The sequence below is a fragment of the Hyphococcus aureus genome, assembly GCF_042643165.1.
Taxonomy (GTDB): Bacteria; Pseudomonadota; Alphaproteobacteria; order Caulobacterales; family Parvularculaceae; genus Hyphococcus; species Hyphococcus aureus.
On sequence record NZ_JBHRSH010000001.1, the window covers coordinates 41,338 to 65,921 of the forward strand.

The 24,584-nt window shown below is 60.2% G+C and carries 27 protein-coding genes; 15 read left to right on the forward strand and 12 right to left on the reverse strand.

Annotated features, from left to right (window positions below):
* The first annotated feature begins 4 nt into the window (after positions 1-4).
* Positions 5-700, forward strand: coding sequence for a protein tyrosine phosphatase family protein (locus ACFOOP_RS00200; RefSeq protein ID WP_379878522.1), 696 nt, complete (start codon positions 5-7; stop codon positions 698-700).
* 1 nt (position 701) lies between these two features.
* On the opposite strand, the gene ACFOOP_RS00205 is transcribed toward ACFOOP_RS00200, so the two are convergent.
* The 3 genes from ACFOOP_RS00205 to ACFOOP_RS00215 all read right to left on the reverse strand — a co-directional run bounded on the left by ACFOOP_RS00205 (position 702) and on the right by ACFOOP_RS00215 (position 3,614).
* Complete coding sequence (locus ACFOOP_RS00205) at positions 702-1,361, reverse strand: hypothetical protein (protein ID WP_379878524.1); 660 nt, start codon at positions 1,359-1,361, stop codon at positions 702-704.
* Between the two features lie 67 nt (positions 1,362-1,428).
* Positions 1,429-1,743, reverse strand: a complete 315-nt coding sequence (locus ACFOOP_RS00210; protein ID WP_379878526.1) for a hypothetical protein — start codon at positions 1,741-1,743, stop codon at positions 1,429-1,431.
* Positions 1,744-1,862: 119 nt separating this feature from the next.
* The gene (locus ACFOOP_RS00215; protein ID WP_379878528.1) at positions 1,863-3,614 is read right to left on the reverse strand and encodes an ABC transporter ATP-binding protein; all 1,752 of its coding nucleotides are present in this window, start codon (positions 3,612-3,614) and stop codon (positions 1,863-1,865) included.
* 92 nt (positions 3,615-3,706) lie between these two features.
* On the opposite strand from ACFOOP_RS00215, the gene ACFOOP_RS00220 reads away from it, so the two are divergent.
* Genes ACFOOP_RS00220 through ACFOOP_RS00235 form a run of 4 tightly spaced genes read left to right on the forward strand, consistent with a single transcriptional unit; the run spans position 3,707 to position 7,664 of the window.
* The gene (locus tag ACFOOP_RS00220) at positions 3,707-4,429 is read left to right on the forward strand and encodes a lysophospholipid acyltransferase family protein (RefSeq protein WP_379878530.1); all 723 of its coding nucleotides are present in this window, start codon (positions 3,707-3,709) and stop codon (positions 4,427-4,429) included.
* A 9-nt stretch (positions 4,430-4,438) separates the two neighbouring features.
* A complete protein-coding gene (locus ACFOOP_RS00225) occupies positions 4,439-5,740 on the forward strand; it encodes a 3-deoxy-D-manno-octulosonic acid transferase (protein WP_379878532.1) in 1,302 nt (433 codons plus the stop codon).
* Positions 5,740-6,717 (forward strand): tetraacyldisaccharide 4'-kinase, encoded by a 978-nt coding sequence (lpxK, locus tag ACFOOP_RS00230; RefSeq protein WP_379881475.1) that lies wholly within the window; start codon positions 5,740-5,742, stop codon positions 6,715-6,717. Before ACFOOP_RS00225 ends, lpxK begins: the two co-directional genes overlap by 1 nt.
* The gene (locus ACFOOP_RS00235) at positions 6,714-7,664 is read left to right on the forward strand and encodes a lysophospholipid acyltransferase family protein (protein ID WP_379878534.1); all 951 of its coding nucleotides are present in this window, start codon (positions 6,714-6,716) and stop codon (positions 7,662-7,664) included. Before lpxK ends, ACFOOP_RS00235 begins: the two co-directional genes overlap by 4 nt.
* Here the strand turns inward: ACFOOP_RS00235 and ACFOOP_RS00240 are convergent, their stop codons facing one another.
* From ACFOOP_RS00240 to xseA, 6 genes are all read right to left on the reverse strand, one after another.
* Positions 7,665-8,012 (reverse strand): Kazal-type serine protease inhibitor family protein, encoded by a 348-nt coding sequence (locus ACFOOP_RS00240; RefSeq protein WP_379878536.1) that lies wholly within the window; start codon positions 8,010-8,012, stop codon positions 7,665-7,667.
* The gene (gene bfr, locus ACFOOP_RS00245; protein ID WP_379878538.1) at positions 8,012-8,491 is read right to left on the reverse strand and encodes a bacterioferritin; all 480 of its coding nucleotides are present in this window, start codon (positions 8,489-8,491) and stop codon (positions 8,012-8,014) included. Before bfr ends, ACFOOP_RS00240 begins: the two co-directional genes overlap by 1 nt.
* A gap of 119 nt (positions 8,492-8,610) precedes the next feature.
* Positions 8,611-8,856: a (2Fe-2S)-binding protein gene (locus tag ACFOOP_RS00250; protein WP_379878542.1), complete on the reverse strand. Its 246-nt coding sequence runs from the start codon at positions 8,854-8,856 to the stop codon at positions 8,611-8,613.
* A gap of 46 nt (positions 8,857-8,902) precedes the next feature.
* Entirely contained in the window at positions 8,903-9,904 is a 1,002-nt protein-coding gene (locus ACFOOP_RS00255; protein WP_379878544.1) for a M23 family metallopeptidase, read from the reverse strand.
* Positions 9,901-10,149, reverse strand: coding sequence for a DUF2093 domain-containing protein (locus ACFOOP_RS00260; RefSeq protein WP_379878546.1), 249 nt, complete (start codon positions 10,147-10,149; stop codon positions 9,901-9,903). Before ACFOOP_RS00260 ends, ACFOOP_RS00255 begins: the two co-directional genes overlap by 4 nt.
* A gap of 85 nt (positions 10,150-10,234) precedes the next feature.
* A complete protein-coding gene (gene xseA / locus ACFOOP_RS00265) occupies positions 10,235-11,692 on the reverse strand; it encodes an exodeoxyribonuclease VII large subunit (RefSeq protein ID WP_379878548.1) in 1,458 nt (485 codons plus the stop codon).
* A 303-nt stretch (positions 11,693-11,995) separates the two neighbouring features.
* On the opposite strand from xseA, the gene ACFOOP_RS00270 reads away from it, so the two are divergent.
* The 3 genes from ACFOOP_RS00270 to ACFOOP_RS00280 all read left to right on the forward strand — a co-directional run bounded on the left by ACFOOP_RS00270 (position 11,996) and on the right by ACFOOP_RS00280 (position 15,604).
* A complete protein-coding gene (locus tag ACFOOP_RS00270; RefSeq protein WP_379878550.1) occupies positions 11,996-13,789 on the forward strand; it encodes a tetratricopeptide repeat protein in 1,794 nt (597 codons plus the stop codon).
* A gap of 85 nt (positions 13,790-13,874) precedes the next feature.
* Complete coding sequence (locus ACFOOP_RS00275) at positions 13,875-15,122, forward strand: sulfite oxidase (protein ID WP_379878552.1); 1,248 nt, start codon at positions 13,875-13,877, stop codon at positions 15,120-15,122.
* Entirely contained in the window at positions 15,119-15,604 is a 486-nt protein-coding gene (locus ACFOOP_RS00280) for a hypothetical protein (protein WP_379878554.1), read from the forward strand. The genes ACFOOP_RS00275 and ACFOOP_RS00280 overlap by 4 nt, the downstream gene beginning before the upstream one ends.
* On the opposite strand, the gene ACFOOP_RS00285 is transcribed toward ACFOOP_RS00280, so the two are convergent.
* Positions 15,605-15,811, reverse strand: coding sequence for a hypothetical protein (locus tag ACFOOP_RS00285; RefSeq protein ID WP_379878556.1), 207 nt, complete (start codon positions 15,809-15,811; stop codon positions 15,605-15,607).
* Between the two features lie 80 nt (positions 15,812-15,891).
* Complete coding sequence (locus tag ACFOOP_RS00290) at positions 15,892-17,340, reverse strand: hypothetical protein (RefSeq protein WP_379878558.1); 1,449 nt, start codon at positions 17,338-17,340, stop codon at positions 15,892-15,894.
* Between the two features lie 98 nt (positions 17,341-17,438).
* Between ACFOOP_RS00290 and purD the strand changes: the two genes are divergently transcribed.
* From purD to ACFOOP_RS00315, 5 genes are read left to right on the forward strand one after another with little or no spacing between them, the layout of a single operon-like run.
* Complete coding sequence (purD, locus tag ACFOOP_RS00295) at positions 17,439-18,728, forward strand: phosphoribosylamine--glycine ligase (protein WP_379878560.1); 1,290 nt, start codon at positions 17,439-17,441, stop codon at positions 18,726-18,728.
* Entirely contained in the window at positions 18,725-19,615 is an 891-nt protein-coding gene (locus ACFOOP_RS00300; RefSeq protein WP_379878562.1) for an alpha/beta fold hydrolase, read from the forward strand. The genes purD and ACFOOP_RS00300 overlap by 4 nt, the downstream gene beginning before the upstream one ends.
* Positions 19,612-19,890 carry a TMEM165/GDT1 family protein gene (locus tag ACFOOP_RS00305; protein ID WP_379878564.1) on the forward strand — a complete coding sequence of 93 codons (279 nt, stop codon included), beginning with the start codon at positions 19,612-19,614 and terminating at the stop codon, positions 19,888-19,890. Before ACFOOP_RS00300 ends, ACFOOP_RS00305 begins: the two co-directional genes overlap by 4 nt.
* A gap of 24 nt (positions 19,891-19,914) precedes the next feature.
* Positions 19,915-20,979 carry a phosphotransferase gene (locus tag ACFOOP_RS00310; protein ID WP_379878566.1) on the forward strand — a complete coding sequence of 355 codons (1,065 nt, stop codon included), beginning with the start codon at positions 19,915-19,917 and terminating at the stop codon, positions 20,977-20,979.
* A gap of 10 nt (positions 20,980-20,989) precedes the next feature.
* The gene (locus tag ACFOOP_RS00315) at positions 20,990-21,496 is read left to right on the forward strand and encodes a GNAT family N-acetyltransferase (RefSeq protein WP_379878568.1); all 507 of its coding nucleotides are present in this window, start codon (positions 20,990-20,992) and stop codon (positions 21,494-21,496) included.
* Between the two features lie 35 nt (positions 21,497-21,531).
* Here ACFOOP_RS00315 and ACFOOP_RS00320 read toward each other — a convergent pair whose 3' ends face one another.
* A complete protein-coding gene (locus ACFOOP_RS00320) occupies positions 21,532-22,833 on the reverse strand; it encodes a lipopolysaccharide biosynthesis protein (RefSeq protein WP_379878570.1) in 1,302 nt (433 codons plus the stop codon).
* 159 nt (positions 22,834-22,992) lie between these two features.
* Here ACFOOP_RS00320 and ACFOOP_RS00325 point away from each other — a divergent pair, with 159 nt between their 5' ends.
* Together ACFOOP_RS00325 and ACFOOP_RS00330 are read left to right on the forward strand one after the other, a co-directional pair.
* A complete protein-coding gene (locus tag ACFOOP_RS00325; RefSeq protein ID WP_379878572.1) occupies positions 22,993-23,721 on the forward strand; it encodes an HAD family hydrolase in 729 nt (242 codons plus the stop codon).
* Positions 23,694-24,539, forward strand: a complete 846-nt coding sequence (locus tag ACFOOP_RS00330; RefSeq protein WP_379878574.1) for an NTP transferase domain-containing protein — start codon at positions 23,694-23,696, stop codon at positions 24,537-24,539. Before ACFOOP_RS00325 ends, ACFOOP_RS00330 begins: the two co-directional genes overlap by 28 nt.
* The last annotated feature ends 45 nt before the right edge of the window (positions 24,540-24,584 follow it).

The window sequence follows — 24,584 nt, forward strand, 5'->3', positions numbered from 1 at the left end:
CCGCGTGGCTGCGCCCTTCACCCGCGAAGAGTTCAACACGCCGGAAGGCCGCAAGCGCGCCTTTCGCGACTTGATGCTGCGCGATCACGGGGTTTTGCGCACGATCTATGACAACTCCCACGAGCTCGCGCCGGGAAAAATGTGGCGCACCTATCAGCCGTCGCCCAAACATCTCGAAAACTGGGCGGCGAAAGGCGTTAAAACCGTTCTCAATCTGCGCGGCCCCAAACCCTCAGGCCAGCTTTTCCTTGAAGAAGAAGCCTGCGCGCGATTGGGACTGACTCTCGTCAATTTTCGTGTCTATTCGCGCGAAGCGCCGTCAAAGGAAATCCTGCACGGCGCGCGAAAGCTGTTTGACGAGATCGAATATCCCGCCATCATTCATTGCAAATCCGGCGCGGACCGGGCGGGCGTGATGGCGACACTGTTCCTGTTCTTTCATGAAGGCGTTCCACTCGATCAAGCGCTCGACCAATTGTCGTTCAAATACGGTCATGTGAAAGCCGGCAAGACGGGCGTGATCGACGCCGCTTTCGCTCGTTACATCACCTATGCGAAAGAGAAGGACATTTCCCTTGCCGATGTCGGCGCGTTTTTCGAGTGGGTCGACACTGTGTATGACCCGGCCGAAGTCAAAGCCACCTTCCGCTCAAAGGGCTGGGGCGATTTACTGACGGAAGTGATCTTGCGGCGGGAATAGGTCAGCCGAAATAAAATGTCGGCTTCGGCGGCAGGGAGAGCCCGTCAAATGCGGAGTCCTTATATGGACCGTCCCGATTAACCCAGCCAAGGAAAATATGCGCTGACCATTCATTCGGATTTGGCGCAGGCCGGGCGTGCAGATAGTGAACGCCCTGATATGCAACCGCATCGCCTGGCTGCATCTTGACGCAGCGATACTCATCTTCATTGAAAACCCAAGGCTGCGACGGATTTTTTGCTTCACTGTCCGGCAACCGGTTCTTGTCGATATAAAAATCCCAGACACGATCATCAGCATACCCGAGCGTCAGCGTCATGCTGTGCTCGTTTGAGACGCGATCATTGTGCACCAATAGCTGCGCGCCGCGCGCATAGACCCGGCCATAGGCGTAAGCCGGCAACAGCTTGGCGCCGACAACATCTTCCATTGTCGGGGTCAGCCCCCATAAGAGGGCCAGCGAAAACGGAAAAAACTGGCTGTAAAGCTCCAGCGAGCGCCGCGAAACAGCGAGCGCGTCCTTGTAAAACCGTTTTTGCAATTCCGGCGTGTCACCCATGGCCTTTTGCATAATGCCGAGATAGGCGTGCGCCACTTCGGGCGCGAGCAGTTCCTCCAGACTGACATGTCCGCGTTTTTTATATTCTTGCGACTTGTCCATGCCGCAGCATATCAAGGTTTTCTGCGTTAGGCCATTTGCAGCGCAGCATGACCTTTCGTTGAGTTTCCTACGCGTCTCTCACGACCGTTATTTTCCGAAAACCACAGCGCTGCATAATTTCTCTTTGTGTATTGGGCTTGAAAAAAATTTCTTCATCTGAAATTAGCGTCAGACTTGGGGCAAAAGGTTTTTTTGGCAATCTAGAAGAAATCTCATACACACTATGATTTATTAGCGCCGCAATAGCGTCGACCTTTTCAGGCTCATAAATTTTGCTATCAAATGGATGCAAGACTTCCGTATTTGGCGCCCCGTTCAAGGCTAATGCTTCGCGGCCAATTGCAACGACTATCTTTTTCCCTTCGCGTTGCTCAACAGCCAAACAGGGATCATCCGCGAACGACTGTCCAGAACGAACCTCTTGATTGTGAAGCAGCACACGCGATAGTCGCAAGCAATAGTGGTAAGAAAATCTGTTTAGGAAATTTGAAAACACACTGGTCAAACTAATTGCAACGCAGCCTGACGCGCATAGGCGCCGCCATTTTCAACAAGCTCATCATGCGTGCCCGTTTCAATGATGCGGCCATTGTCCATCACCACAATCATGTCGGCGTCTTTAACGGTGGACAAACGATGCGCAATGACAAGCGTTGTGCGGCCCGCTGTTAGCCGCTTTAACGCGTCCTGAATTTTTGCTTCGGATTCCGCATCAAGTGCTGACGTCGCTTCATCAAGCAACAGGATCGGCGCGTCTTTCAGGAACGCGCGCGCAAGCGCGATACGCTGGCGCTGCCCCCCCGACAAAGTCGCGCCGCCTTCACCCAGCACCGTGTCATAGGCGTTCGGCAATTGCGCAATGAAGTCGTTGGCCGCCGCGTTCTCCGCCGCCTGAATGATTTCCGCGCGGCTCGCCCCCGGCCGGCCGAAGGCGATGTTTTCCAGCGCCGACATGTTGAACAACACCGCTTCCTGACTGACCAGCGCCATGCGTGCACGCAGGGAACGCAGCGTCACCTGTGTTATATCTTCGCCATCGATGAAAATGCGCCCCGACGCCGGTTCGTAAAGACGCGGCAGCAAATTCATCAAGGTCGATTTTCCAGCGCCCGAGGCGCCGACCAGCGCCACCATCTGGCCCGCAGATATGTCGAGCGTAACGCCCTCCACCGCCTTGCTGGCGTCACCGTAAGAAAAAGAAACATTGTCAAATCGGATGGCGCCCGGCCCCGGCGGCAGATCGAAAGCGCCTTCGGCGTTTTTGATCGTTGGCTGGGCGTCGATCAGCGACAACATCCGCTCAAACGCGCCGAAGCCTTCCTGCATCACGGCGTTCAGGGTGCCAAGGCCTCGCGCCGGTTGCGACAACAACAAAAGCGCCGTCATGAAGCCGGTGAATTCAGAGAATGTCGTCGCGCCCGATGAAATCCGCCAGGCGACAACGCCGATAATCACCGCCACCGCCGCAGAGCCTGCAATGAAAATCACCGGTTCATTCAACGCGCGCGCATAAGCCATTTTCTTCAGCACGACCATGCGTTCGTCAAAGGCGTCGCTCGCCCGCGCGCGTTCAAGCGGCTCGATCTGATAGGTCTTCACCATGCGGGCGCCGGAAACGCTCTCGCCGATCAGCGCGGTCAGATCGCCCGCCTGCTCCTGCGCCTTGCGCGAAGCGCCGCGCAGCATCTTGCCGATGCGCGCCACAAAAACACCGACAATCGCATAGATGACGATCACGATCGCAAACAGAATTGCGTCGAACCATAGCATGGCGATGCAAAGCCCGGCAAAGGTCAGCGCGTCACGCACGCCATTGGCGAGGCGGTTCAAGGTTTCCCGCAAGACAGTGATGTCATTGGTGAACCGCGCCATGAACTGGCCGGAAACCTCGCCGCGCAATTGCGCGAAGTCGAGTGCGGTCATTTTGTCGAACATGTCATTCTGGATATCGCGGAGCGCCGAAAGCGCCGCCCCGGCATTGAGGCGGCTGATGGCGTATAGCGCGCCCGCATAGACCAGCCCGAGCCCGACAATCGCCAGCGGGCCAAAAGAGGCGACCCGGCCCAACGGCGCCGGATCATCGCCCGCGCCCGAAAGCCCCGCAAAAACCCACTCCACGCCAAAAGCAATGGCGGCGTTCGCGCCCGAATAGACCGCCATGCCGGCGAGCGCGAGCGCGAGCCGCGGCCAGTAGCGCACAAGATAATCCCGCCACAGGCGCCGGGCGAGAGACACTGTCGATTGATCGGCCAAAAGGGCTTCCTTTCCTGAACGCCTATTGTCGCGAGCGCCGCGAATGGAAGCAAGCTATTGACCCCGCGTGGAAATTGAGGAACCCCGGAGCGATGCTGAAACGCCTTCTCAGAAGCCCTTTCGTTATGCGGGCGGCCGCGAGCCTGATCGGGGCCTATATCGGCTTCGTCTACGCCACCTCGCGCTGGACGATTGAGGGCCAGTCCCATGTGGAGGAGGCGCTCAAGGGCGGCAAAGGCGTGATCCTCGCCTTCTGGCATGGGCGTCTTCTCATGACGGCCGCCGTCAGGCGCCATACGGATTCGCGGGTTTTCATGCTGATTTCCGCCCATCGCGACGGCGAGATCATCGCCAATGGAGTCTCCCGCTTCGGGGTCGAGTTCATCCGCGGCTCCGCAGCCAACCCGAAAAAGCCGGGAAAAAACAAAAGCGGCGCCTCGGCGATCGCCCAGATGGTCACCGCCCTCGAACAGAACGCAATTGTCGGCTTCACCCCTGACGGCCCGCGCGGGCCCGGTGAAAAGCTGAAGCCCGGCGTCATCCGCCTCGCCCAGATGAGCGGGGCGCCGATCATCCCCGCCGCCTATTCCGTGAGCCGCGGCATGCGGCTTTCCACCTGGGACCGCTTCCTGCTGGCCGCGCCCTTCTCGAAAGGCTATTACGTGGCGGGCGCGCCCATCACAGTCCCTGCGGAGGCGAGCGGCGACGCGCTGGAGCAGATCCGCGCCGATGTCGAGACCGCGCTGATCGCCGTCACCCGTGACGCAGATGCGCGCGCCAAAAGCAAAAGACGAAGAAAAACAGAAGAAGACTAGACACGCCGGATGACGAGACCGCTTCGCGAGCCGCTGGGCCTGAAAATTTACCGCACGGTGAGCCGCGCCGGCGCGCCGGTGGCGTCCTTCGCGCTGAAACAGCGCCTGAAGGCCGGCAAGGAAGATGCGGGCCGCATTGGCGAGCGCCGCGGCCAGGCCGGACGCCCACGCCCCGAAGGCCCATTGGTCTGGATCCATGGCGCCAGCGTCGGCGAATCCCTGTCCGTCATCCCCTTGGTCGAGCGCCTCAAGGCCGACCGGCCCGATTGTAATTTCCTCGTCACCACAGGCACGGTGACGTCCGCGAAGCTGATGCAGGAGCGCCTGCCGGAAGGGGCGTTTCACCAGTTCATTCCCCTCGATCATCCTGATTATGTGGAGGCGTTTCTCGATCACTGGCGGCCCGATGCGGCGCTGTTTGTGGAATCGGAATTCTGGCCGAATTTAATTCTCGCCGCGCGGCGGCGCGCAACATTCATGGGGCTCGTCAATGGCCGCGTCTCGCCGCGCTCTTTCGAGGACTGGCGGCGCCAGCCCAATGCGATCAAATTCATTCTCTCTTCTTTCGATCTCATCATCGCGCAGGATCCGCAAAACGCCGAACGGCTTTCTGCGCTCTCGGGCCGCAGCATCGAAACCTATGGCAATCTGAAATACGCCGCGCCTGCGCTTCCCGGCGATGAGGCGGCGCTCGAAGCGTTGAAGACGCAAATCGGCGATCGCCGCCGCTGGCTTGCCGCGAGCACCCATCCCGGCGAGGAAGACTCGGTCTTGAAAGCGGCGAAAATTCTGAACGCTGTTTTCCCGCGCCTCCTCACCATCGTGACGCCGCGCCATCCCGGCCGCGGCGAGGAAGTGGCGGCGCTATGCGCGGAACACGACCTGACCTGCGCGAGGCGTTCAAAAAATGAAGCCATTACGCCGGAGACGAAAGTTTACATCGCTGACACGTTGGGCGAGCTTGGCCTTTTTTACCGGCTTTGCGATGTCAGCTTTGTCGGCGGCAGCCTGGTGGATAAGGGCGGGCACAATCCGCTGGAGCCTGCGCGCCTTGGCGCCGCGATCCTGCACGGCCCCCATGTGTTCAACTTCGTTGAGACCTATCGCGAAATGCGGCGCACCGGCGGCGCGGCCCTGACCCGCAATGAACGCGAGATCGCATCGGCGGCGACGCGGCTGTTCTCCGACGCCAAAACACGCGCGGCGATGACAGACGCGGCCCGCAAAGCCGCAGAAGCCGGCGCGGAACGTATTCTCGGTGAAGTCTGTGGTAAAATCGAACCCGCGCTTCCAAGCGAGACTGCGCATTGATGCTGACATCCCGGTCTTCGCCTTGGTTCTGGCGTAGCGACACGCTCGCGGGCCGTGCGATCCGTGCCGCCCTCACGCCCGCCGCCTTTGTCTATCAGGCAGGATACAAAGCGCGCCTCGCCCTCACCAAACCTTCGCGCGCCGCCATTCCCGTCATCTGCATCGGCAATGCCACGCTGGGCGGAACCGGCAAGACTCCCTTCGCCTTGCTCGTGGCGCAATTGCTGAAAGAAGAAGGCGTGACGCCTGCTTTCCTGACGCGCGGCTATGGCGGCGCCGAGGCTGGGCCGGCTCTCGTTGATCGCGATCGTCACGATGCGGATGATGTGGGTGATGAGGCGCTGCTGCTGGCGAAAGAGGCAATGACAATTGTCTCGCGCAACCGTCCGGCAGGCGCCAGCCTCGCCGCCCGCGAAGGCGCAGACGTGATCATCATGGATGATGGGTTTCAGAATCCGACCCTGCACAAGGATTTCTCGATCCTGCTGATTGGCGCGGCAACCGAAACGCCGGGCGCAGGGCTTTTTCCCGCCGGCCCGTATCGGGAGCCGCTCGAAGAAGCCAAAGCGCGCGCGCAGATCGCCGTCGCCATGGAACGCGATAAAAACGGCGCGGATTTCTGCGCGTGGCTTGAGCCTGTTGCGCCGTCGCCGGAACGCGTGATTGCGTTCGCCGGGATCGGCCGCCCGGAGAAATTTTTCAAAACCCTCGAAGAGGCAGGCTATGAACTTGCGCAGCGCCTCAGCTTTCCCGATCACCACCGCTATGCGCCGGCGGAGCTGCGCTTTCTGGCCCGCGAGGCCAAGCGCGAGAAGGCGCGGCTGATCTGTACGGAAAAAGACGTCGTGAAACTCCCCGCCGACTTCCGCGAAGACCTTCTCACCTTGCCGGTGCGCATGTGCATCGACGACGCGCCCGCATTGAAGCGTCATCTCATGAGCGTTATCAACCAAGGCCGGAAAGACAGCGCGGTATGACCATGACGCAACCCGTGAGCGAAAGCGAAGACATCCCGCTACCCGAGCGGCGGGACCGGCCCGTGACGCTTTTGCACCGGATTGAACTCGCGGTCGTGGTCGCCCTCACCGGCCTGTTCAAACTGCTCGGCGTCGATCTCGCTTCCAGCGTCGCGGGACATTTCATGCGCCATGTGGGACCGCTTATTCGCCCCGTCTCACGCAAGGCGGAGCGCAGCCTCGCCCTCGTCAATCCCGACTGGTCGAAGGCGCAGATCCGCGCCGTTGTAAAAGACGTCTGGGAGAATGTGGGCCGCACCGCCGCCGAATTTCCACATCTTTCCTATCTACGCGAATTTGAAAGCAATGATCGTGTGGAAATGATCGGCAAGGAAAAGCTCGACGCGATTATCGCCAGCGACAAGCCGTCGATCCTGTTCGCGCCGCATTTCGCAAATTGGGAGCTTGTCCCATCAATCCTGCATCACGCAGGACTCGATTACAGCTTCGTCTATCGCGCCGCAAATAATCCGCTGACGGATGAATATATCATCAACCATCGCGGGCGCGTCATGTCGCGCCGCCAGGTGCCCAAAGGAAAACGCGGCGGTCGCGCGCTGGTGGACGCGCTGAAGGAAGGCCGCTCCCTCGCTATGCTGGTGGATCAGAAACTCAATAGCGGCATATCCGTGCCGTTTATGGGGCTGCCCGCCATGACGGCGCCGGCGGCGGCGCGGCTGGCGCTCAAATATAACGCCCCCCTCATCCAGATCGAGCTTCTGCGCCTTAAAGGCGCGCATTTCCGCTTAACCGTGCATGACCCGTTAGCATTCACACCGACCGGCGATGCAGCCGCTGACGCGGAAGCCCTGACCATAAAAATCAATGAAGCGCTGGAAGCGCAAATCCGCGCAAATCCTGGCCAGTGGCTGTGGTTTCACCGCCGCTGGCCAAAAGAATTATATTGATCAGTCCATGCACATGCCGACATAGGCGATATTGACGCCCGCCGCCGCCGCAGAACAACTGTTCGAATAGGTTCTGTCATCACAGCCGCAAACCGGGCGGTACTCACGGGTGCATATTTGCGGTTTTGGTTTGCACACCCCCGCCGCGTCAGCGATGTTTTTGCAGGCGCCTAACTCCATGGCGCAATAGTCGCCCTCGGCGCCGCACTGAAACCCGGCGATCCCCCCGCAAATGCCGCCTGTCTCGCCCGGCGCGGGAGAGGTGTTTTCTGCGCCGTCGCTATCGGATTCGCTCGTAGCGGCGCAGGCGGCCAGCAGGAAAAAGATGATCCCCGCCAGCGCGCGCATCAATCGTCGCCTTTATGCATTTGCGATTGCAGATAGTTCTGCTCGCCAACTTTGCCGATCAGGTCGAGCTGGGTTTCGAGGTGATCGATATGCTCTTCCTCGGATTCGAGAATGCTCACGAGCAGCGCGCGCGAGACGTAATCCTTGACGCTCTCGAAATAGGCGATCGCTTCTTTATAAAGCGGATGGGCGCGCTGTTCGGCCTGGAGGTCGCATTCAAGCGCCTCCTTCACTGTCTCGCCGATATAAACCTTGTCGAGGTCCTGAACATTCGGAAGGCCGTCGAGAAACAAAATGCGCTCGATCAACTCGTCCGCATGTTTCATCTCATCAATGGACTCTTCATATTCAATCTTGGCGAGACGCTCAAAGCCCCAGTTCTTGAACATGCGCGCATGCAGAAAATACTGGTTGACCGTCGTCAGCTCGAGCCGCAGAGCCTTGTTGAGATAATCGATGACCTTTTGGTCGCCTTTCATGGGGCGCCTCTCCTTTTGATTCCTTGGGACAAAATAGAGAACGCGTGCGTGCGCGAAAGGTTTTTCTTTGCAAGCGACTATCACTCGCGCAGAAAAATTTTTGATTTTTGATGGAACGCTTACTCGGCGGCGAGTTTCGTGGCGCCTTGATCTTCGTCACGCGTTGTTTCGATGAGCTGCGCCACGTCAGGCAGGCATTTGCCGCATTGTGGGCGGCGTCCGCAGCGGCGGAAAACCTCAGCGACATTGCGCGCGCCATGGCTTGCAGCCGCAAGCTGACGGTCCTTCAGCGCATTGCAAATACACACATACATCGGATTTCGCCGCATCCCTTGAACGCCGGCGAAGAATCCTGACCGGCCCATGAAACATGGGTCAGTTAAGAATGATTGTCAATAACAAAGAGTAAAGCTATTCGCCGCCGGAAGTGTCCACTTGGGCCGCCGTCACATTGGCCATGGGATCAAGCGTCAGCTGCGGGTCCACAAGCTGACCGGCCCATTTCATGGACCAGTGGAGATGTGGCCCTGTCACCCTGCCGGTCGCCCCGACAGCGCCGATAATATCGCCCTTTTCCACCCGCTGGCCCGGCTTCACATCGATCCGGGACATATGAAGGAACGCACTCTCAAGCCAATGTCCGTGATCGAGGAGGACGAGCCCGCCCTCAAAATACATATCGTCCTCGGCGAGCCGGACGACGCCCGGCGCCGGGGCGTGGATCGGCGTGCCCGTGGGCGCGGCGATATCGAGCCCGGAATGGGGCCGCTTGGGCTCGCCGTTCAAAATCCGCTGGGAGCCGAAAACGCCGGAAATACGCCCGGTCACCGGCCAGTCGAAACCTAACGACCAGTCGGCGAGGCTCTGGGTCTCTTTGCGAGCGGCTTTTTTGAGCGCCGTATCCACAGCGATCTTGGCGAGCTGTTCTTCTGTGAAGCCGGAGACCTTGGACTGGTCGAGGCCGTCAATGCGCTGAACCGGAAACTCGCGGTCTTCAATCTCTATGGAGCGGCGCTCCACGGTTCCGTCAGGAAGCGTCACCACGACCAGCGCCGTCAGCGCGCTGTCACGCCCGAAACCGAGAAGAAAACGTCCGTCGTCGTCAACCATGACGTCATCGCCATCGAGCTTCACTTTGGCGCCGATTTCGGTCTGGCCAAAGAGGAGGCCGCCCTGCGCATAAGATCCGTCGAGCGAAAAATGCTCAGGTGCGCCAGCAAAGACTTTCTGTCGCTCGGCGACCTCGTTCATGGCTTCGGCGTAATTGGCGCGCCGGGCGAGGTCCTCCTTGCCGTCGTCCTCTTCCACATTGAAGATTTTCGTCGACGGCTTTTTGGGAAGGCCCTTGGGTTCTTCCTGCGCAAGGGCGGGAAGCGTCAACGCCGCAGCGATGAATACGAACAGGGGTTTCATTTGGCGGCTCCTTTGAGGCCGAACCCGACCATGGACGCAGCAGCGTCGGCGTAAGGCTCCTGCTTGTCGACATTCCAGTAACGCAAGGCGCGCAGCGGAATGCGCACGCCAGTGACCGCGCAAATCACAAAGGCGCCGGGCTTCACGACATGAAATTCCGCATCATCATATTCGATGACGGCTTCGTCCTCGGCGTTCATGGAGTCAAATGGGTTCACTGTTCCGCTCACAACTGGGCCGATCATGGTCTGGCGTTCTCGCCAGGCATCAATACCGCGCGGCCACACCCTTAGTCAAAGGTTGGGCAAAGGGCCGGATCAGCGGCCGAGCCTAGTCAAAAAGCCGGGGCTGGCGCGGCCCGGGCCCTGATTTCTGAGATTTATTCTCTGATTTCTTTGCGGTTTTTTGAGGGCTCCCTTCCGCGCTATCCCGGCTGACGTCACCATCGAAACGGATCGCGCGGACGCCGTCTGCGAACTGGATTTCGCCGCCGGCGCCGGAGGCGGCGTCGCCAGCCCGGCGGATGAGAGCCCCATCGGCGCCGCGCACCAGCGCAAAACCCCGGTCGAGCACATTCTGATAGGAGACAGCGGCGAGCACCCGCGCCGAAGCGGCCAGCCGCGAACGCCGGTCGACAATGATCCGGTCGGTGCGATCGGCGACGCGCGACCAGAGCGTCGCGATTTTGTTTTCCCGTGTTGCAAACCCGTGGGCGAGCAAATTTGGCGTCAGCCGCCCGCTGGTCCGCGCCAGCGAGGTGAGCGCCGTGTCCAGCCGGCCGCGCAATCCTGAGCGCAACCCATCGGACGCGCGATCGAGCCGCTGCGTCGCCGCGCCGAGAATATCTTCCGGACGACCAAGACCGCGCGCCGCAGACAACAGCGCCGAGCGCCGCGTTTCAAAAAGCCGTTCAACGGCGCCCGTAAACCGGCGCTCTTTATTCAACAGCTCGCTCAACAGTTCCGAGCGCACCGGCACCGCGAACTCCGCCGCCGCTGTCGGGGTTGGCGCACGCTTATCCGATACAAAGTCAATCAGCGTCGTATCGGTTTCATGCCCCACCGCAGAGATCAACGGAATCTCGCTCGCCGCCGCGGCGCGGGCGACAACTTCCTCGTTGAAGCACCAGAGATCTTCCAGCGAGCCGCCGCCGCGGGCCACGATCAAAACATCCGGACGCGGAACATCGCCGTCAGGGGAAAGCGCATTGAACCCGCGAATCGCTTCCGCGATTTTTTCTTCCGCGCCCCTGCCCTGCACCAAGGTCGGCCAGACAATCACATGACGCGGGAAACGCTCCCGCAGGCGGTGGAGAATGTCGCGGATCACCGCGCCCGAGGGGGAGGTCACAACCCCGATCACTTCCGGCAGAAAGGGCAGCGGTTTTTTTCGCTCAGGCGCGAACAGCCCCTCAGCGCCGAGTTTTTTCTTGCGCTCTTCAAAAAGCGCCATCAACGCGCCGACGCCGGCAGGCTCAAGCGAATCAATGATGAGTTGATAGCGCGACTGGCCGGGGAAAGTGCTCATCCGGCCGGTGGCGACGACCTCCATCCCCTGCTCCGGGTTAATGGAAAGACGCGCAGCGTTGCCTTTCCACATGACGCCGGAAATGACTGATTTGTCATCTTTGAGATCGAGATACATGTGGCCCGACGCCGCTCTGGTGCAGCGTCCAAGCTCGCCTTTGACACGAACCAGCCCGAAAGCGTCTTCAATGGTCCGCTTTACGGCGCCGGATAGCTCCGAAACACTATATTCATGCAAATTGCCGGGAGTTCTGTCACTCATCATTTCATGTTAAAGCATGTTTTTCGCGACGGGATAAGGGTGGCGGCGTCGCGAAATCTCACTGCAAAAAATTGTTTTCCGGCGCCCTTTTCTGTGTTGCAGATCACAGTCCTGTAAAGCGTATGTCCGGTACAGGGCGCAACGATTGTTGGCTTTCCAAATTCGGGCGCCGTTCAGGCGCCATTTCGGGTTCGGAGCCCTAACCAAAGTCAGTATCATTACAAGCGGCTGTCCCCTAGGCAGCCAGACCGCGCCGACCCCGGCGAACACGAACAACGAAATATCCCGAGAGGGGGAGAGACTATGAATAAGAAATTTCTGATCGGCGCCGCCGCAGCCGCTATTGCGCTCGGCGGACTTGGCGTCAACAGCCGCTACATTTCCGGAGAACAGGAAATGGCCGCAGCGCCGTTCCTGCATCCGCTCCTGATTGCACGCGCCGCCTGCGGCGAAGAGAATGGCGCGCTTTCCAAACGCCGCGCCTTTTTCATCCGCGCCGCCAACGCCTACGCCGCGCAAAACGAGCAAACCGATACGGGCGCCATGCTGCGTTCGGGCCTCGACGCCATTTCCTATGACGTAACGACATCGAAACCGGAAGCGCAGGCCTGGTTCAATCAGGGTCTCGCCTATACCTATAATTTCAATCATGGCGAGGCGATCAACGCATTCAAGCGCGCGCAGGAAATCGATCCCGATTGCGCCATGTGTTACTGGGGCGAAGCCTTCGCGCTCGGCCCCAATATCAACGCACCCATGGGCGAGGAAGCCGTCGCGCCTGCATATGCAGCATTGCAAAAGGCGATGTCCTTGCGCAGCAACGCGAGCGAAAAAGAAAAGGCGATCATCAACGCGCTTCACTATCGCTATTCCGAAGTCCAGCCCGATGACCGCTCCAAACTCGACAACGCTTTCGCCGACGCCATGGACCAGGTCGCAACAGATTATCCTGATGACGACTTTATCGCCGCGCTCGCCGCAGAAGCGAATATGGATACGCAGGCCTGGGATTACTGGGCCGATGGCGGCCGCACGCCGAAAGGCCGGACAGCCCGCACCGTCTCGCTGATCGAAGGCGTGCTAGCGCGCAATCCCGATCATCCGGCTGCGATCCATCTTTACATTCACATGACCGAAGCCTCGCGCGATCCCTATCGCGCCGTTGCCCATGCAAAACGCCTCGCCGGTCTTGCGCCCGGCCTCGGCCATCTCATCCACATGCCGTCGCACACCTATTATGTCGTCGGACGGTTCAAGGAATCGCTTGAGCAGAATATCGACGCGGTTGCAGCGGATGAAGCCTATCTCGACAGCGCCGATGCGTCGGTGATGTATGAATATGGCTACTTCACCCACAATATTCACTTCGCCCTGACCTCTGCGCAGATGGCCGGCGATGACGCGACCGCCCTCGCCATGGCGAAAAAACTCGATGAGAAGCTGCCGGTGGAAATGGCGAGCGCAGCGCCATTCGTGCAGCCGATCAAAGCCGCGCCCTATTACGCCATGGTGCAGTTCGCAGCGCCTGAAGATATTCTGGCGTTAGAAGATCCGGGCGACGCCATGCCGTTCCTGCAGGGCGCATGGCGTTACGCCCGCGGCGAAGCCTACGCAAAAATGGGCGACGCGGCGGCGGCCATGAAAGAAGCCGAGGCGATCAGCGCTATCGTCGCCGAGGCGGATTTATCTCCGCTCATAGGCGGCGGCGTTCCCGCAATGGAAGTCCTCAACATTGCGCGCCTCACCGTAATCGCGCGCGCCAGCGCCGTGCAAGGCGATCTCGCCAGCGCGATTGAAGCGATGGAAGAAGCCGTCGCCATTCAGGAAAACATTCCTTACATGGAGCCGCCCTGGTGGTATTACCCTTCCGCGCAATCGCTCGCGGGATATTTGCTGCAGGACGGACAGGCTGAACGCGCCGAACAGCTTTTCATCGAAACGCTGTCGGAAAGCCCGAACAACGCCTGGGTGCTTTACGGCCTCGCCGAAAGCTACAAGGCGCAGGGCGACAAGAACGCGGCGAAATACGCCACCGCCCTGTTCAAGGACGCGTGGATCGGCGGGAAAAAGTCCTATCCCGGCGTCGCTGATCTCTAAAATCCCTCAGTCCGCGCTGTTTTGCCCCTCGCGCGGACCCTGCGATCACTCCAAACTCCCTTCCGGAGTTTGGAGTGATTTTTTTATGAGCCATCCGTCAGGCGACCAGCCCCAACACAATCTCTCCCGCCGCGCATTGTTCACCGGCGCGGGAACCGCCGCCTTTGCCGCAGCGCTTGGCCTGCCCATTCCTTTCGCCCGCTTCCTGCCGGAAGGCGTGATCCCGGTGGCGCTGGCGCAGGACGGGCTGAGCGGCAAGGAAGGACTGACCATTCTCGGCGACCGGCCTCTCAACGCTGAAACGCCGGTGCATCTGCTCGATGAAAATGTCACCTCAGCCGCGCATATGTTCGTGCGCAATAACGGCCTGACGCCATCGCTGACTGATGAAGACATTGCGAACTGGACATTATCTATCGATGGTGAGGTCGAAAGACCGCTGACTTTATCCCTCGACGATCTGCGCGGCGACTTCCAGCAGGTGGCGTTGCAGCTGCAGATTGAATGCGGCGGCAATGGCCGAAAATTCATTACGCCGGCGGCGCGCGGCAATCAATGGAGTTTCGGCGCCGTCTCCTGCGCGGAATGGACGGGCGTGCGGTTGAGCGATGTGCTGAGCCGCGCGGGTCTAAAGCGCTCCGCGGTCTATACCGGTCACTACAGCGCCGATCTTCATCTCTCTGGCGATCCGGAAAAACATGCAATCTCCCGCGGCGTTCCCATTGCAAAAGCAATGGAGCCACACACCATCATCGCGCACGCCATGAATGGCGACGACATCCCCCTGCTTAACGGGCATCCCTTGCGGTTGATCGCACCGGGCTGGCCGGGATCGTGTTCGCAAAAATGGCTGACGCGCATTGCCGTTCTCGATCATGAACATGACGGCGAGAAAATGACCGGCCAGTCCTATCGCATTCCTAAAACGCCGGTGGCGCCGGGCACCGAAGTCGCAGACGCCGATATGAAGATCATTGAATCGATGCCCGTGAAATCAATCATCACCGCGCCGCAGACCGGCCATCGCGTACAGGCTGGCGATGTTTTCGAAGTCCACGGCCATGCCTGGGCCGGCGATAATGACGTTGCGGCGATGGATGTTTCCATTGATTTCGGCGCCACTTGGGCGCGCGCGGATTTAACCCGCCCCGTCAACCGCTATGCCTGGCAGCATTGGCGGGCGGACCTGACCTTGCCTCAGCATGGCTATTACGAAGTGTGGGCGCGGGCGACAGACAATGACGGCCGGATGCAGCCGGCGACGCAACCGGGCTGGAACCCGCGCGGTTATCTCAACAATCTGATGCATCGCATTGCGGTCTTCGCGCTGTGACGTCCGCACAAGACATGCTCGCGCGCATCGCCACCATGGCCGCTATGATTTTCGCCATCGTCATTCTTGTGCGGCTGTTCAGCAGCGAAAAACCGGCGGCGCCGGCCCCATCTCATGAACCGGCCGCGACTGTCGAAAGCGACATGGCGGAAAGCGTGGAAGAGGTATGGAACGGTGAGATAAACTATGCGCCCGCTTATGCAGCGCTTAATCCTTATGCGGATATTGCCGCCTCAACAACTGCTTCTGTGTTCGATCCACATGACGAATATAGGGGTCTCCCACGGAGCGCTGGCGTTGATAGCGTCGCCGCCTGGTGCAGCGCCTGTCACACGCTGCAAATTGTGATGCAACAAAGCCAAAGCCGCGACGGCTGGGATTACCTGCTTCACTGGATGGTGGACAAACAGGGCATGGCCGAGCCGCCAGCGGACACGCGGGCGGAGATTCTCGATTACCTGTCGCGGGAATTCAGCGAATAATCAGTCGGCGCGATGCGCCAGCGCCGATTGCAAGATCCAGAACCCGGCGGCGGCGCCAAGCAAGGCGGAAACCACAAAGGTTCCGTTCTGCATTGCCGCGCCAAGATGAGCCGCCGCAGCGCTCGCCCATAAAATCGCCTCTGCAAAGGCAAAGCTTTCCGACGCCACCAATACAACAAGAGCGGCGATCCCGATTTTTTCCAGCATTGTAAACTCCGCAAAAAATGCTGGCGGGGATTTGGGGAGACGCTCCACCGCCCGCCAATCACGAATTGTTTCTGCGGGCCTTAATCGTCGTCGTCCTCGCGAATTTGCTCGCCAATCTCGTCGAGTTCCTTCTGGGAATACTCGCCATTCTCCCGCAAGGTCCATGACGGCTCGAACGCTTTCGGACCAATGCCGGGCCGGTTACCCTCGACCCCGCGCATGAGATTGTCGTCGCCAGCGTCAGGCAGATTATTGACGCCATCCTGGGTGCGGCGGAAATCCTGCAGCGCTTCCACCTCCCCATAGTCGCGTTGCTCGCGCAGCGTTCTGACGACGGGCCCGGCTGTTGGTCCGGCAACGCCGCGCTGACGGTCGCCTTTCAACAGCTCGGTCGCACGGCTCCAATCCTCGCCGCTGGCGCCCGGGCGCCATCCTGAACGGATTTCGGTGCGGCCCGCGCATTCGGCCTGCTTGTCTTCATTGTCGAATTCTTCGGGACAGAAAATGGCGACCACCCCGGAATCTCCCGGCAGGATCGCCGCGGCGCCTTCGGGCAATTCTGCGCCCCCTTCCATGCCGGGAAGCGCAACGCGAGGCATGGTAAAGGTCCGGCGTCCGAAGACCGGCTCTTCATCGAACATGTCGTCATTGACGGGCGCCTCCTCGACAATTTCTTCTGGCGCTTCGGCGAGCACAGGGTCTTCGGGCTCGGCGTCCTCGCCCTCGGCTTCGGTTTCGCTGTCATCGAGACCTTCCCCCTCCTCTTCGCCGACAATTTCGTCGAGGCCGGCGACCGGTTCTGTTTCCGGCTCAACCTCAACCAGCGGCTGCTCGGACTCAGGCTCAGGCTGCAGCGGCTCGTCTTCGGGCGCCGGCGCCAGAACATCGTCCCGCGCCGTCGGCACGGGGTCGGGAATAAACGGCTCCGGGTCTTCCGCCGGCGGCGCGAATTGCGGCTCCAGATCGAGATTGAGTTCCGGCAGCGCCTCGGGAACCGGTTCCGGCTCAAACGCCTCAACAATTTCCGGCTCAGGCTCTGGTTCCGGTTCTGGCTCGGGCTCAGGCTCCGGTTCTGGCTCAGGTTGGGGCTCCGGTTCCTCAATCAGATCGGGCGCAGGTTCAGGTTCGGGCTCCTCGACAATTTCAGGTTCTGGCTCGGGCTCTGGTTCGGACTCCGGTTCCGGCTGGGGGTCGAGATCGGGATCGCGCAGGGGCAGATCGAGGGGCAATGGCTCCACCAGCGTCACCTGAATGAAGTCGCTTGGCGCATTGGGGATCCAGATTCGCACTTTCGCGAAGGTCGACAGCAGCGTCAGGACAATGAGATTGATGGCGATGGCGAGCGAGATCGAAGCCCGCCGGCGGCGTTTATCCGTCGCGCCGAGATAATCGAGGAAACGCGCGCTTGTCCGGCCCCAGGGCCCGTAAAACTTTCCCCAGCCTGCCCGCAGACGACTCAGCCCTGAGCGCAACAGCGCGCGTGGCGGCGGTTTTTTTCCCGCTTCCTGTGTCTTCGGGTGTTCCATCATGCGACAAAGCGGTCGTGGGTCGGACGGTGAAGGGTTGGGCGTTGATCGCGAGAATGCCGCCGCTTAAATCCACGATGCGAAGCAAGGAGAACGGCCAAGTGAAAGTCCTGTTGGTTGGCGGCGGCGGCAGAGAGCACGCGCTGGGCTGGAAAATCGCGCAAAGCCCGGAATTGTCAAAGCTCTATCTGGCGCCTGGAAGCGCGGGGCTCAATCACCTTGGCGAAAAATTGTCCTTCGGAGACGGCGATATTAAGGCGATTGCTGATTTCGCCGCCGAAAACGCCATTGACCTTGTTGTGGTTGGTCCCGAAGCCCCGCTGGCCGCCGGGCTTGCCGATCTCCTGAAGGTGAAGGGCGTCCCCTGTTTCGGGCCATCCAAAGCCGCCGCCGCGCTCGAATCCTCCAAAAGTTTCATGAAAGAGGTCTCCAGCGCCGCAGGCGCCCCAACGGCGGCCTATGGCCGCTTCACCGAAATCGCCTCCGCCAAAGCCTTTCTGCGCGAGCAGACGGCGCCTTATGTCATCAAGGCGGACGGCCTCGCCGCCGGCAAGGGTGTTGTCATCGCCGAGAATATCAAAGACGCCGACGACGCCATTGAAGAGATGCTCGGCGGACGTTTTGGCGAGGCGAGCGAAGCCATCGTCATTGAGGAGTTCATGCGCGGCGAGGAAGCGAGTTTCTTCGCCATTACGGACGGCGAAAACATTCTGCCGCTGATCGACGCGCAAGATCACAAACGCGCCTATGACGGCGACAAAGGCCCGAACACCGGCGGCATGGGCGCCTATTCCCCGGCGCCGGTTTTCACCGAAAAAGTCCGTGAGCGGACAATGAAAGAGATCATCGAACCGGTCGTCGCGGAAATGAAAAAGCGCGGCGCGCCCTATGTGGGCGTTCTCTATGCCGGGTTGATGATCGAGGATGAAAAGCCCCGCCTGATCGAATTCAACGCGCGCTTCGGCGATCCGGAATGCCAGATCCTGATGCGGCGCCTGAACAGCGACGTGCTGCCGGTTTTGTACAAGGCTGCGACAGGCGCCTTGAAAGGCGTGACGCTCGACTGGTCCGAAGAGGCGGCGGCGCTCGTCGTCCTCGCCGCCGATGGCTATCCCGGCGCCTACAAAAAGGGATCATTCATCAAAGGCGTCGATGACGCTAACGCGCTTCCGGGCGTCTTTGTCTTCCATGCGGGCACAAAAGAACAGGACGGCGAACTCGTCTCCAATGGCGGGCGGGTGTTGAACGTGACCGCCACGGGCAAGGATATCCGGGAGGCGGTGACGCGCGCCTATGCCGGCGTCGACGCCATCGACTGGCCGGGCGGGTTCTATCGCAAGGACATTGGCTGGCGCGCCCTTGAGCGGGACGATGCGGAGCCGGCCAAATGATCGCCCTGGACGAATGGCGAAAAGCGGCGCACGGCTTTGACTGCGCGGGACACCACATCGCCTATAGGGCGCCTGACCAGCCGGACCCGCAAAAGCCCTGGCTTTTGCTCATTCACGGCTTTCCCACCTCCTCCTGGGACTGGTCGGCGATGTGGCTGGCGCTGGAAGCGCATTTCAATCTCGCCGCCCTCGACATGCTCGGCTTCGGCCTTTCCGACAAACCGGCGGCGATCCGCTATTCCCTGCTTAATCAGGCGGACCTGCAGGAAGCGCTGCTCGAACATCTCGGCGTCGGCGAGGCGCATCTTCTTGTGCATGACTACGGCAACAGCGTCGGTCAGGAATTGCTCGCACGCCATAATGACCGCACACTGAGCTTTTCGCTGAAATCTCTTGTGTTCCTCAATGGCGGGCTCTTTCCCGAACAACACCGCGCGCGGCCGATCCAGAAACTGGGGCTGACGCCGCTTGGGCCCCTTCTCGGCATGATGCTGACGCGCGACAAGTTACGCGCGACTTTTGACCAGATTTTCGGACCGGAAACCAAAGCCTCCGATGAAGAAATCGACGGCCACTGGGCGCTGATGAGCGAGAACAAAGGTCAGCGGGTTTTTCACAAGCTGTTGCAATATATCCCCGAACGCAAAGTGATGCGCTCGCGCTGGGTCGGCGCGCTCCAAGACACCGCCGTTCCGCTGCGCCTCATCAATGGCGGCGCGGACCCGGTCTCCGGCGCGCATCTTTATCACTATTATCTCGAACAGGTTCCGAACGCAGACGCCGTTCTATTTGACGACATCGGCCACTATCCGCAGACAGAGGCGCCGGACCTTGTTCTTTCCGCTTTTTTTGATTTCCACCGCAAGTTGAGGACTGTTTCCCCATGACCGCCTTCCTGTCGATTTTCATCACCGTTTTCCTCGCCGAGCTTGGCGACAAGACCCAGCTTGCAACCGTTCTGTTCGCCAGTGATGGCGGCAAATCGAAACTCATGGTCTTCGCCGCCGCCGCGCTCGCCCTTGTCGCCTCTACCGGCCTTGCGGTGATCGCAGGCGCGGCCGCGGATAAATGGTTCTCGGCGCTGCCATTGAAGCTTATCGCCGGGGCAGGATTTGTTATTATCGGCGCGCTCATGATCCTCGATCATTACAGGGCCGGATAAGGCTTCAAAAAAAAAGGAAACGCCATGACGAGCGCCGCAGATGAATTCACCGGCTTCGCCGACACGCCGGAACATCTGAAATTCGATGAAGCCGCGCTCGACGCCTATATGCGCGAGAATGTCGATGGCTATGCAGGTCCGTTGACCGTCAAGAAATTCAAGGGCGGCCAGTCGAACCCGACCTATCTGATCACGACGCCAGCGAAAAAATATGTCCTGCGCCGCAAGCCGCCGGGAAAACTCCTGCCCTCCGCGCATGCGGTCGACCGCGAATATAAAGTGATGACGGCGCTCGGAACGCAACATTTCCCCGTGCCGAAAACCTACGCCCTGTGCGAGGATGAAAGCGTCGTCGGCACCGCGTTTTTCATTATGGACTTCGTCGAGGGCCGGATTTTCTGGGACGCCAGCCTGCCTGAAGTCGCGAAAGAAAAGCGCAAGCCGCTTTATTTTGCGCTGATCGACACGCTCGCCGACCTTCACAATGTCGATTACGAAAAGGCTGGCCTCGGCGACTACGGCAAGCCGGGCAATTATTTCGAACGCCAGATCGGCCGCTGGTCGAAACAATATGTGGCGGCTGAAACCGGAACCATCGAAGAGATGGACAATCTCATGAACTGGCTGCCGACTGCGATCCCGTCGGATGACGCCACCTCCATCGTTCATGGCGATTTTCGTTTCGACAACGCCATCATGCATCCGACGGAGCCGAAAGTGCTGGCCATGCTCGACTGGGAATTGTCGACGCTCGGCCACCCCCTCGCCGACTTCACTTATTTCCTGATGGTCTGGCACATGCCGGCGAGCGTGCGCGGCGGATTGCTCGGCGCCGATCTCGACGCGCTGGGCATCCCGACCATTGACGAAGCGGTGGCGCGTTATTCCGCGCGCACAGGCCGCGATGGCGTGCCGGATGTCAATTTCTGCCTCGCCTACAACATGTTCCGCCTCGCCTCGATCATTCAGGGCGTCTATGCGCGGTCATTGCAAGGTAATGCCTCCTCGCCAGCCGCAAAACAGATGGGCGAGAATGTCAAACCCCTTGCCGCGCTGGCATGGGGTTTTGCGCAGAAGGCGGGGGCTTGACGACAAGTCGATGACTATACCGACTCTACAAACGGCTCGGCTGACCTTACGCGCGCCGTCAAAAGACGACTTCTCCGTCTACCGCGATTTTTATGCCGACAAAAGTGCGTCGCTCGCTTACGGCGGTCCGTTGCCGGCGCATCTCGCCTTCCGAAAACTCGCCGCTGATCTCGGGCACTGGCAATTGCGCGACTATGGCATGTGGGCGGTCGAAGAAAAAACCTCCGGAGAGATGGTCGGCGGCGCCGGGCTTGTCTGGCCGGAGGGATGGCCGCGCTCCGAACTCACCTGGTGGATCATCCCCTCTGCACGCCGCAATGGCTATGCACTTGAAGCGTCGCGCGCCGTAATCGCCTATGCCTATAAAGAATTACAATGGGCGCAGGTCGAAACGCACATGAATGATGACAATGAAGCCGCCAGGAACCTTGCCTTAAAACTTGGCGGGCGCGTTATTGTTCGTGAAAAATTTCCCGACGGATATGCAAGGGACGTTTATCTTCTACCGGCGTTATAAATAACACTGCGTTCTTACGGCGCCGTCCAGCTTCGTTACGCCTTCAACAACGCCACCAGCAACACTGCAATCAACACACTCCATCCCGTCATGATCGCGACCGGCGCGGCGATGACGCCGATCGCCGTCAGCATCAGGGAGAGAAAGCCGAGATGGGCGAACGCCGCCGCAATTTGCCCGGTGAGCGCCCAACCGGCGCGCCCGCGCGCAAGCACCGCCGATTCAAGCCCGAGCGAGGCGATCTGAAAGAGCTGCGCAAACGCCATCAACGCGATCAACGGCGCGGCCGCGGCGAACTCTTCCCCGCCGACACCGACCGCAAGCTGGCGGCGCAAGAGGAAGAACACCGCGACCACGGGAAGCGCAATCAGGATCGCCGTGCCGATGGACTGGAACGCGACTCTCGCCATGGCGCGCACGCCCTTGTCCGCTTCGATTTTTGACAGCTCCGGAAAGCTCGCCTGATTGAACATGCTCACGGGCTGGGCGAGCACATTCGCAAGATTAAAAGCGAGTTTGAAAAGACCCGCCGCCGCCGGGCCCAACACGCCCCCGACGATCAACAAGGGCACATTGTCGTGCATCAACGTAATGGAGCTCGACAGATTGGTTTTGATCATAAAGGGCAGCCATGCCTTGTCCGCCGCGCGGTCGGCTTTTCCAACCACATCCGGCGTCAGGTTTTTCTTTTGCAGCTCACGCCAGCCGAGAACCCAGAGACTGGCGCCATGCACAAACACGCTGGCGATCCAGACCGCGAGAAAAGCCCCAACGCTCGCCTCGGTCAGCCAGAGTATAATGGCGCCGACAAACCGGATTGACGGCATCAGAGTGAGTTGCCAGCCGAGCAGATTGAACTTGTCATAGAGGCGCAACACGCCGGTCGGCGTCGCCGCGATCAGGAAGGGCGTTGCGAAACAATAGACGGTGATCAGCCCACGGATATCGTCTGACCAGCCGAACGCCCTAGCGGCGACGGGCGCGAGCCCGAGCGCGACAACGATCGAGACCACCGCGCTCAATATGTCGAGGCGGATCGTATAGCGCAGAAGGTCCCGAAAGCGCGCGTCATCCCCGTCGCGGACCATGGGCGCCCCGAAGCGGATGACCGCCTGCCAGGACTGGAACCGCGCGAGACCGGCGATCACCGTGGCGTAGGCATGAGCGAGGACGAGCGCGCCCATCCCTTCCGGACCCAGCCCGCGCGCGGCGATAGCGAGATAGGCGAGGCTCAGCACGCCGCCCACCGCCTTGCCGGAGACGAGCGCGCGCGCATTCTTCAATATGCGCGCAACCGGTCCCGCCGGTTTGGCCGTTGCTGCTTTCGCCTCCGTCATGATTGCTCCAAATGCGCCGGCCAATTAAACCAGAATGGGCTTTTTCTGTGCCCGCAATAAGCCCACTCTCCGCGCCAGATCAACGCATGGCGCTTTCCGGCTTGCATGGAGAGATCAAGCGGCTTTAGGAGTAAGGGTGATTCCAGAGGCTTTGCGAGAATGCTTGAAAACCGGGACGTCAATCGCCCAACGGACCGGAACGGCAGGAGCCGCGCCGCCATCTTCGATCTTGACCGCACCATCACGCGGGTCGGCACCTTTACGCCTTTCCTTTTATCCACCAGACCGGACGGCCCGCAGCGGCTCGCCCTGTTCGCCCGCTTTGTGCCTCACATGGCCCTTTACAAGGCGGGCCGTCTCAGCCGCAAGACCTTGAAGAACCGGATGCTGGCGATGGCGCTTTCCGGCTTCGAGCACGCCCGCATCGCCGAGCTTTCAGACCGTTTCGTCACCGGCGTCATGGCGGGCGGCCTCTATGCCGACGCGCTCGCCGCGATTGCGCGTCATCGCGCCGATGGCGACAAAATTATTCTGGCGACCGCGAGCGTCGACTTTTATGCGCGCCTGATCGCCGAACGGCTTGGGCTGGATGAGTGCATCGCCACGGCGACCGGCTTCGCATCCGACGAAGCGCCGCCGCAGATCGCCGGAGAGAATTGTTATGGCGAAGCCAAGCGCGAGATGGTCGCCGCGCGTCTTGACGCTTTATATGGCCAGGACCGCGACAACCTGCATCTTTCTTTCTACACGGACCATATTTCCGACCTGCCGCTGCTTCAGGCCGTGGAAACGCCCTATGTGATCAATCCGAAGCCGGCTTTGCATGCGCACGCCAGACAAGCCGGATGGCAGGTCTGCTCATGGACGGCGCTGGAGTCGCAACTGTGACAGACGAGACCATGACAGACGAGACTGCTTGCAAAGACGATTATACGGCGATCGTCATCACCGGCAAACGCCCGGGCGTTAATCCCGTCGCGGCGGCGCGCGGACATGTTTACAAGGCGCTGGTTGAAACCAATGGCCGTGCGATGATCGCATGGGTTCTCGACGCCTTGTCGAAATCGCCTTCGGTTTCACGCATTGTTCTGGTTACGGAGGAGGCCCTTGGCCCCCTTGATGACATTCCCGGTGTTGCAGAAGTGAAATCGCGCATTCCCGTCGAGCGGGTATGCGCCGCCCCCACTATCAGCGCCAGCGTTGCTGCGGCGATTGCAATGCGCAAGGACGATTCGCGTTTCCTGATCGCCACCGCCGACCATCCCCTGCTGACGCCGGAAATTGTCACCCAGTTTATTTCCTCTGCGCGCGCCAAGCCGGGCGCCTGCGTCGCTGTCGTCTGCCGGAAGACCATCGAGGCCGCTTATCCGCACATGCAGCGGACCTATTTGAAGTTTCAGGACATGGAGGTTTCCGGCGCCAACCTGTTTGCGATCAACGACCGGTCAGGCCTTAAGGCTGTCCGCTTCTGGGAGAAGACCGAGGCCAACCGCAAATCGCCATGGCGTCTCGCGGCCGCCTTCGGTCCAGTGAACCTTCTGGGTTTTGTCTTCAAGCTCTTTTCAATAGACGCGGCGTTTCTGAGGGCTGGAAAGGTCTTCCAGTGCCCCGCTCACGCCATCGTTCTGCCTTTCGCCAACGCCGCTATCGATGTGGACAAGCTGTCCGATCTTGAAACCGTCGAAAAGATTCTGACGGCCCGCTAAGCGCTTCTCCTTCATGCCTCTGATCGTTTCAGGAGATTGGCGCTG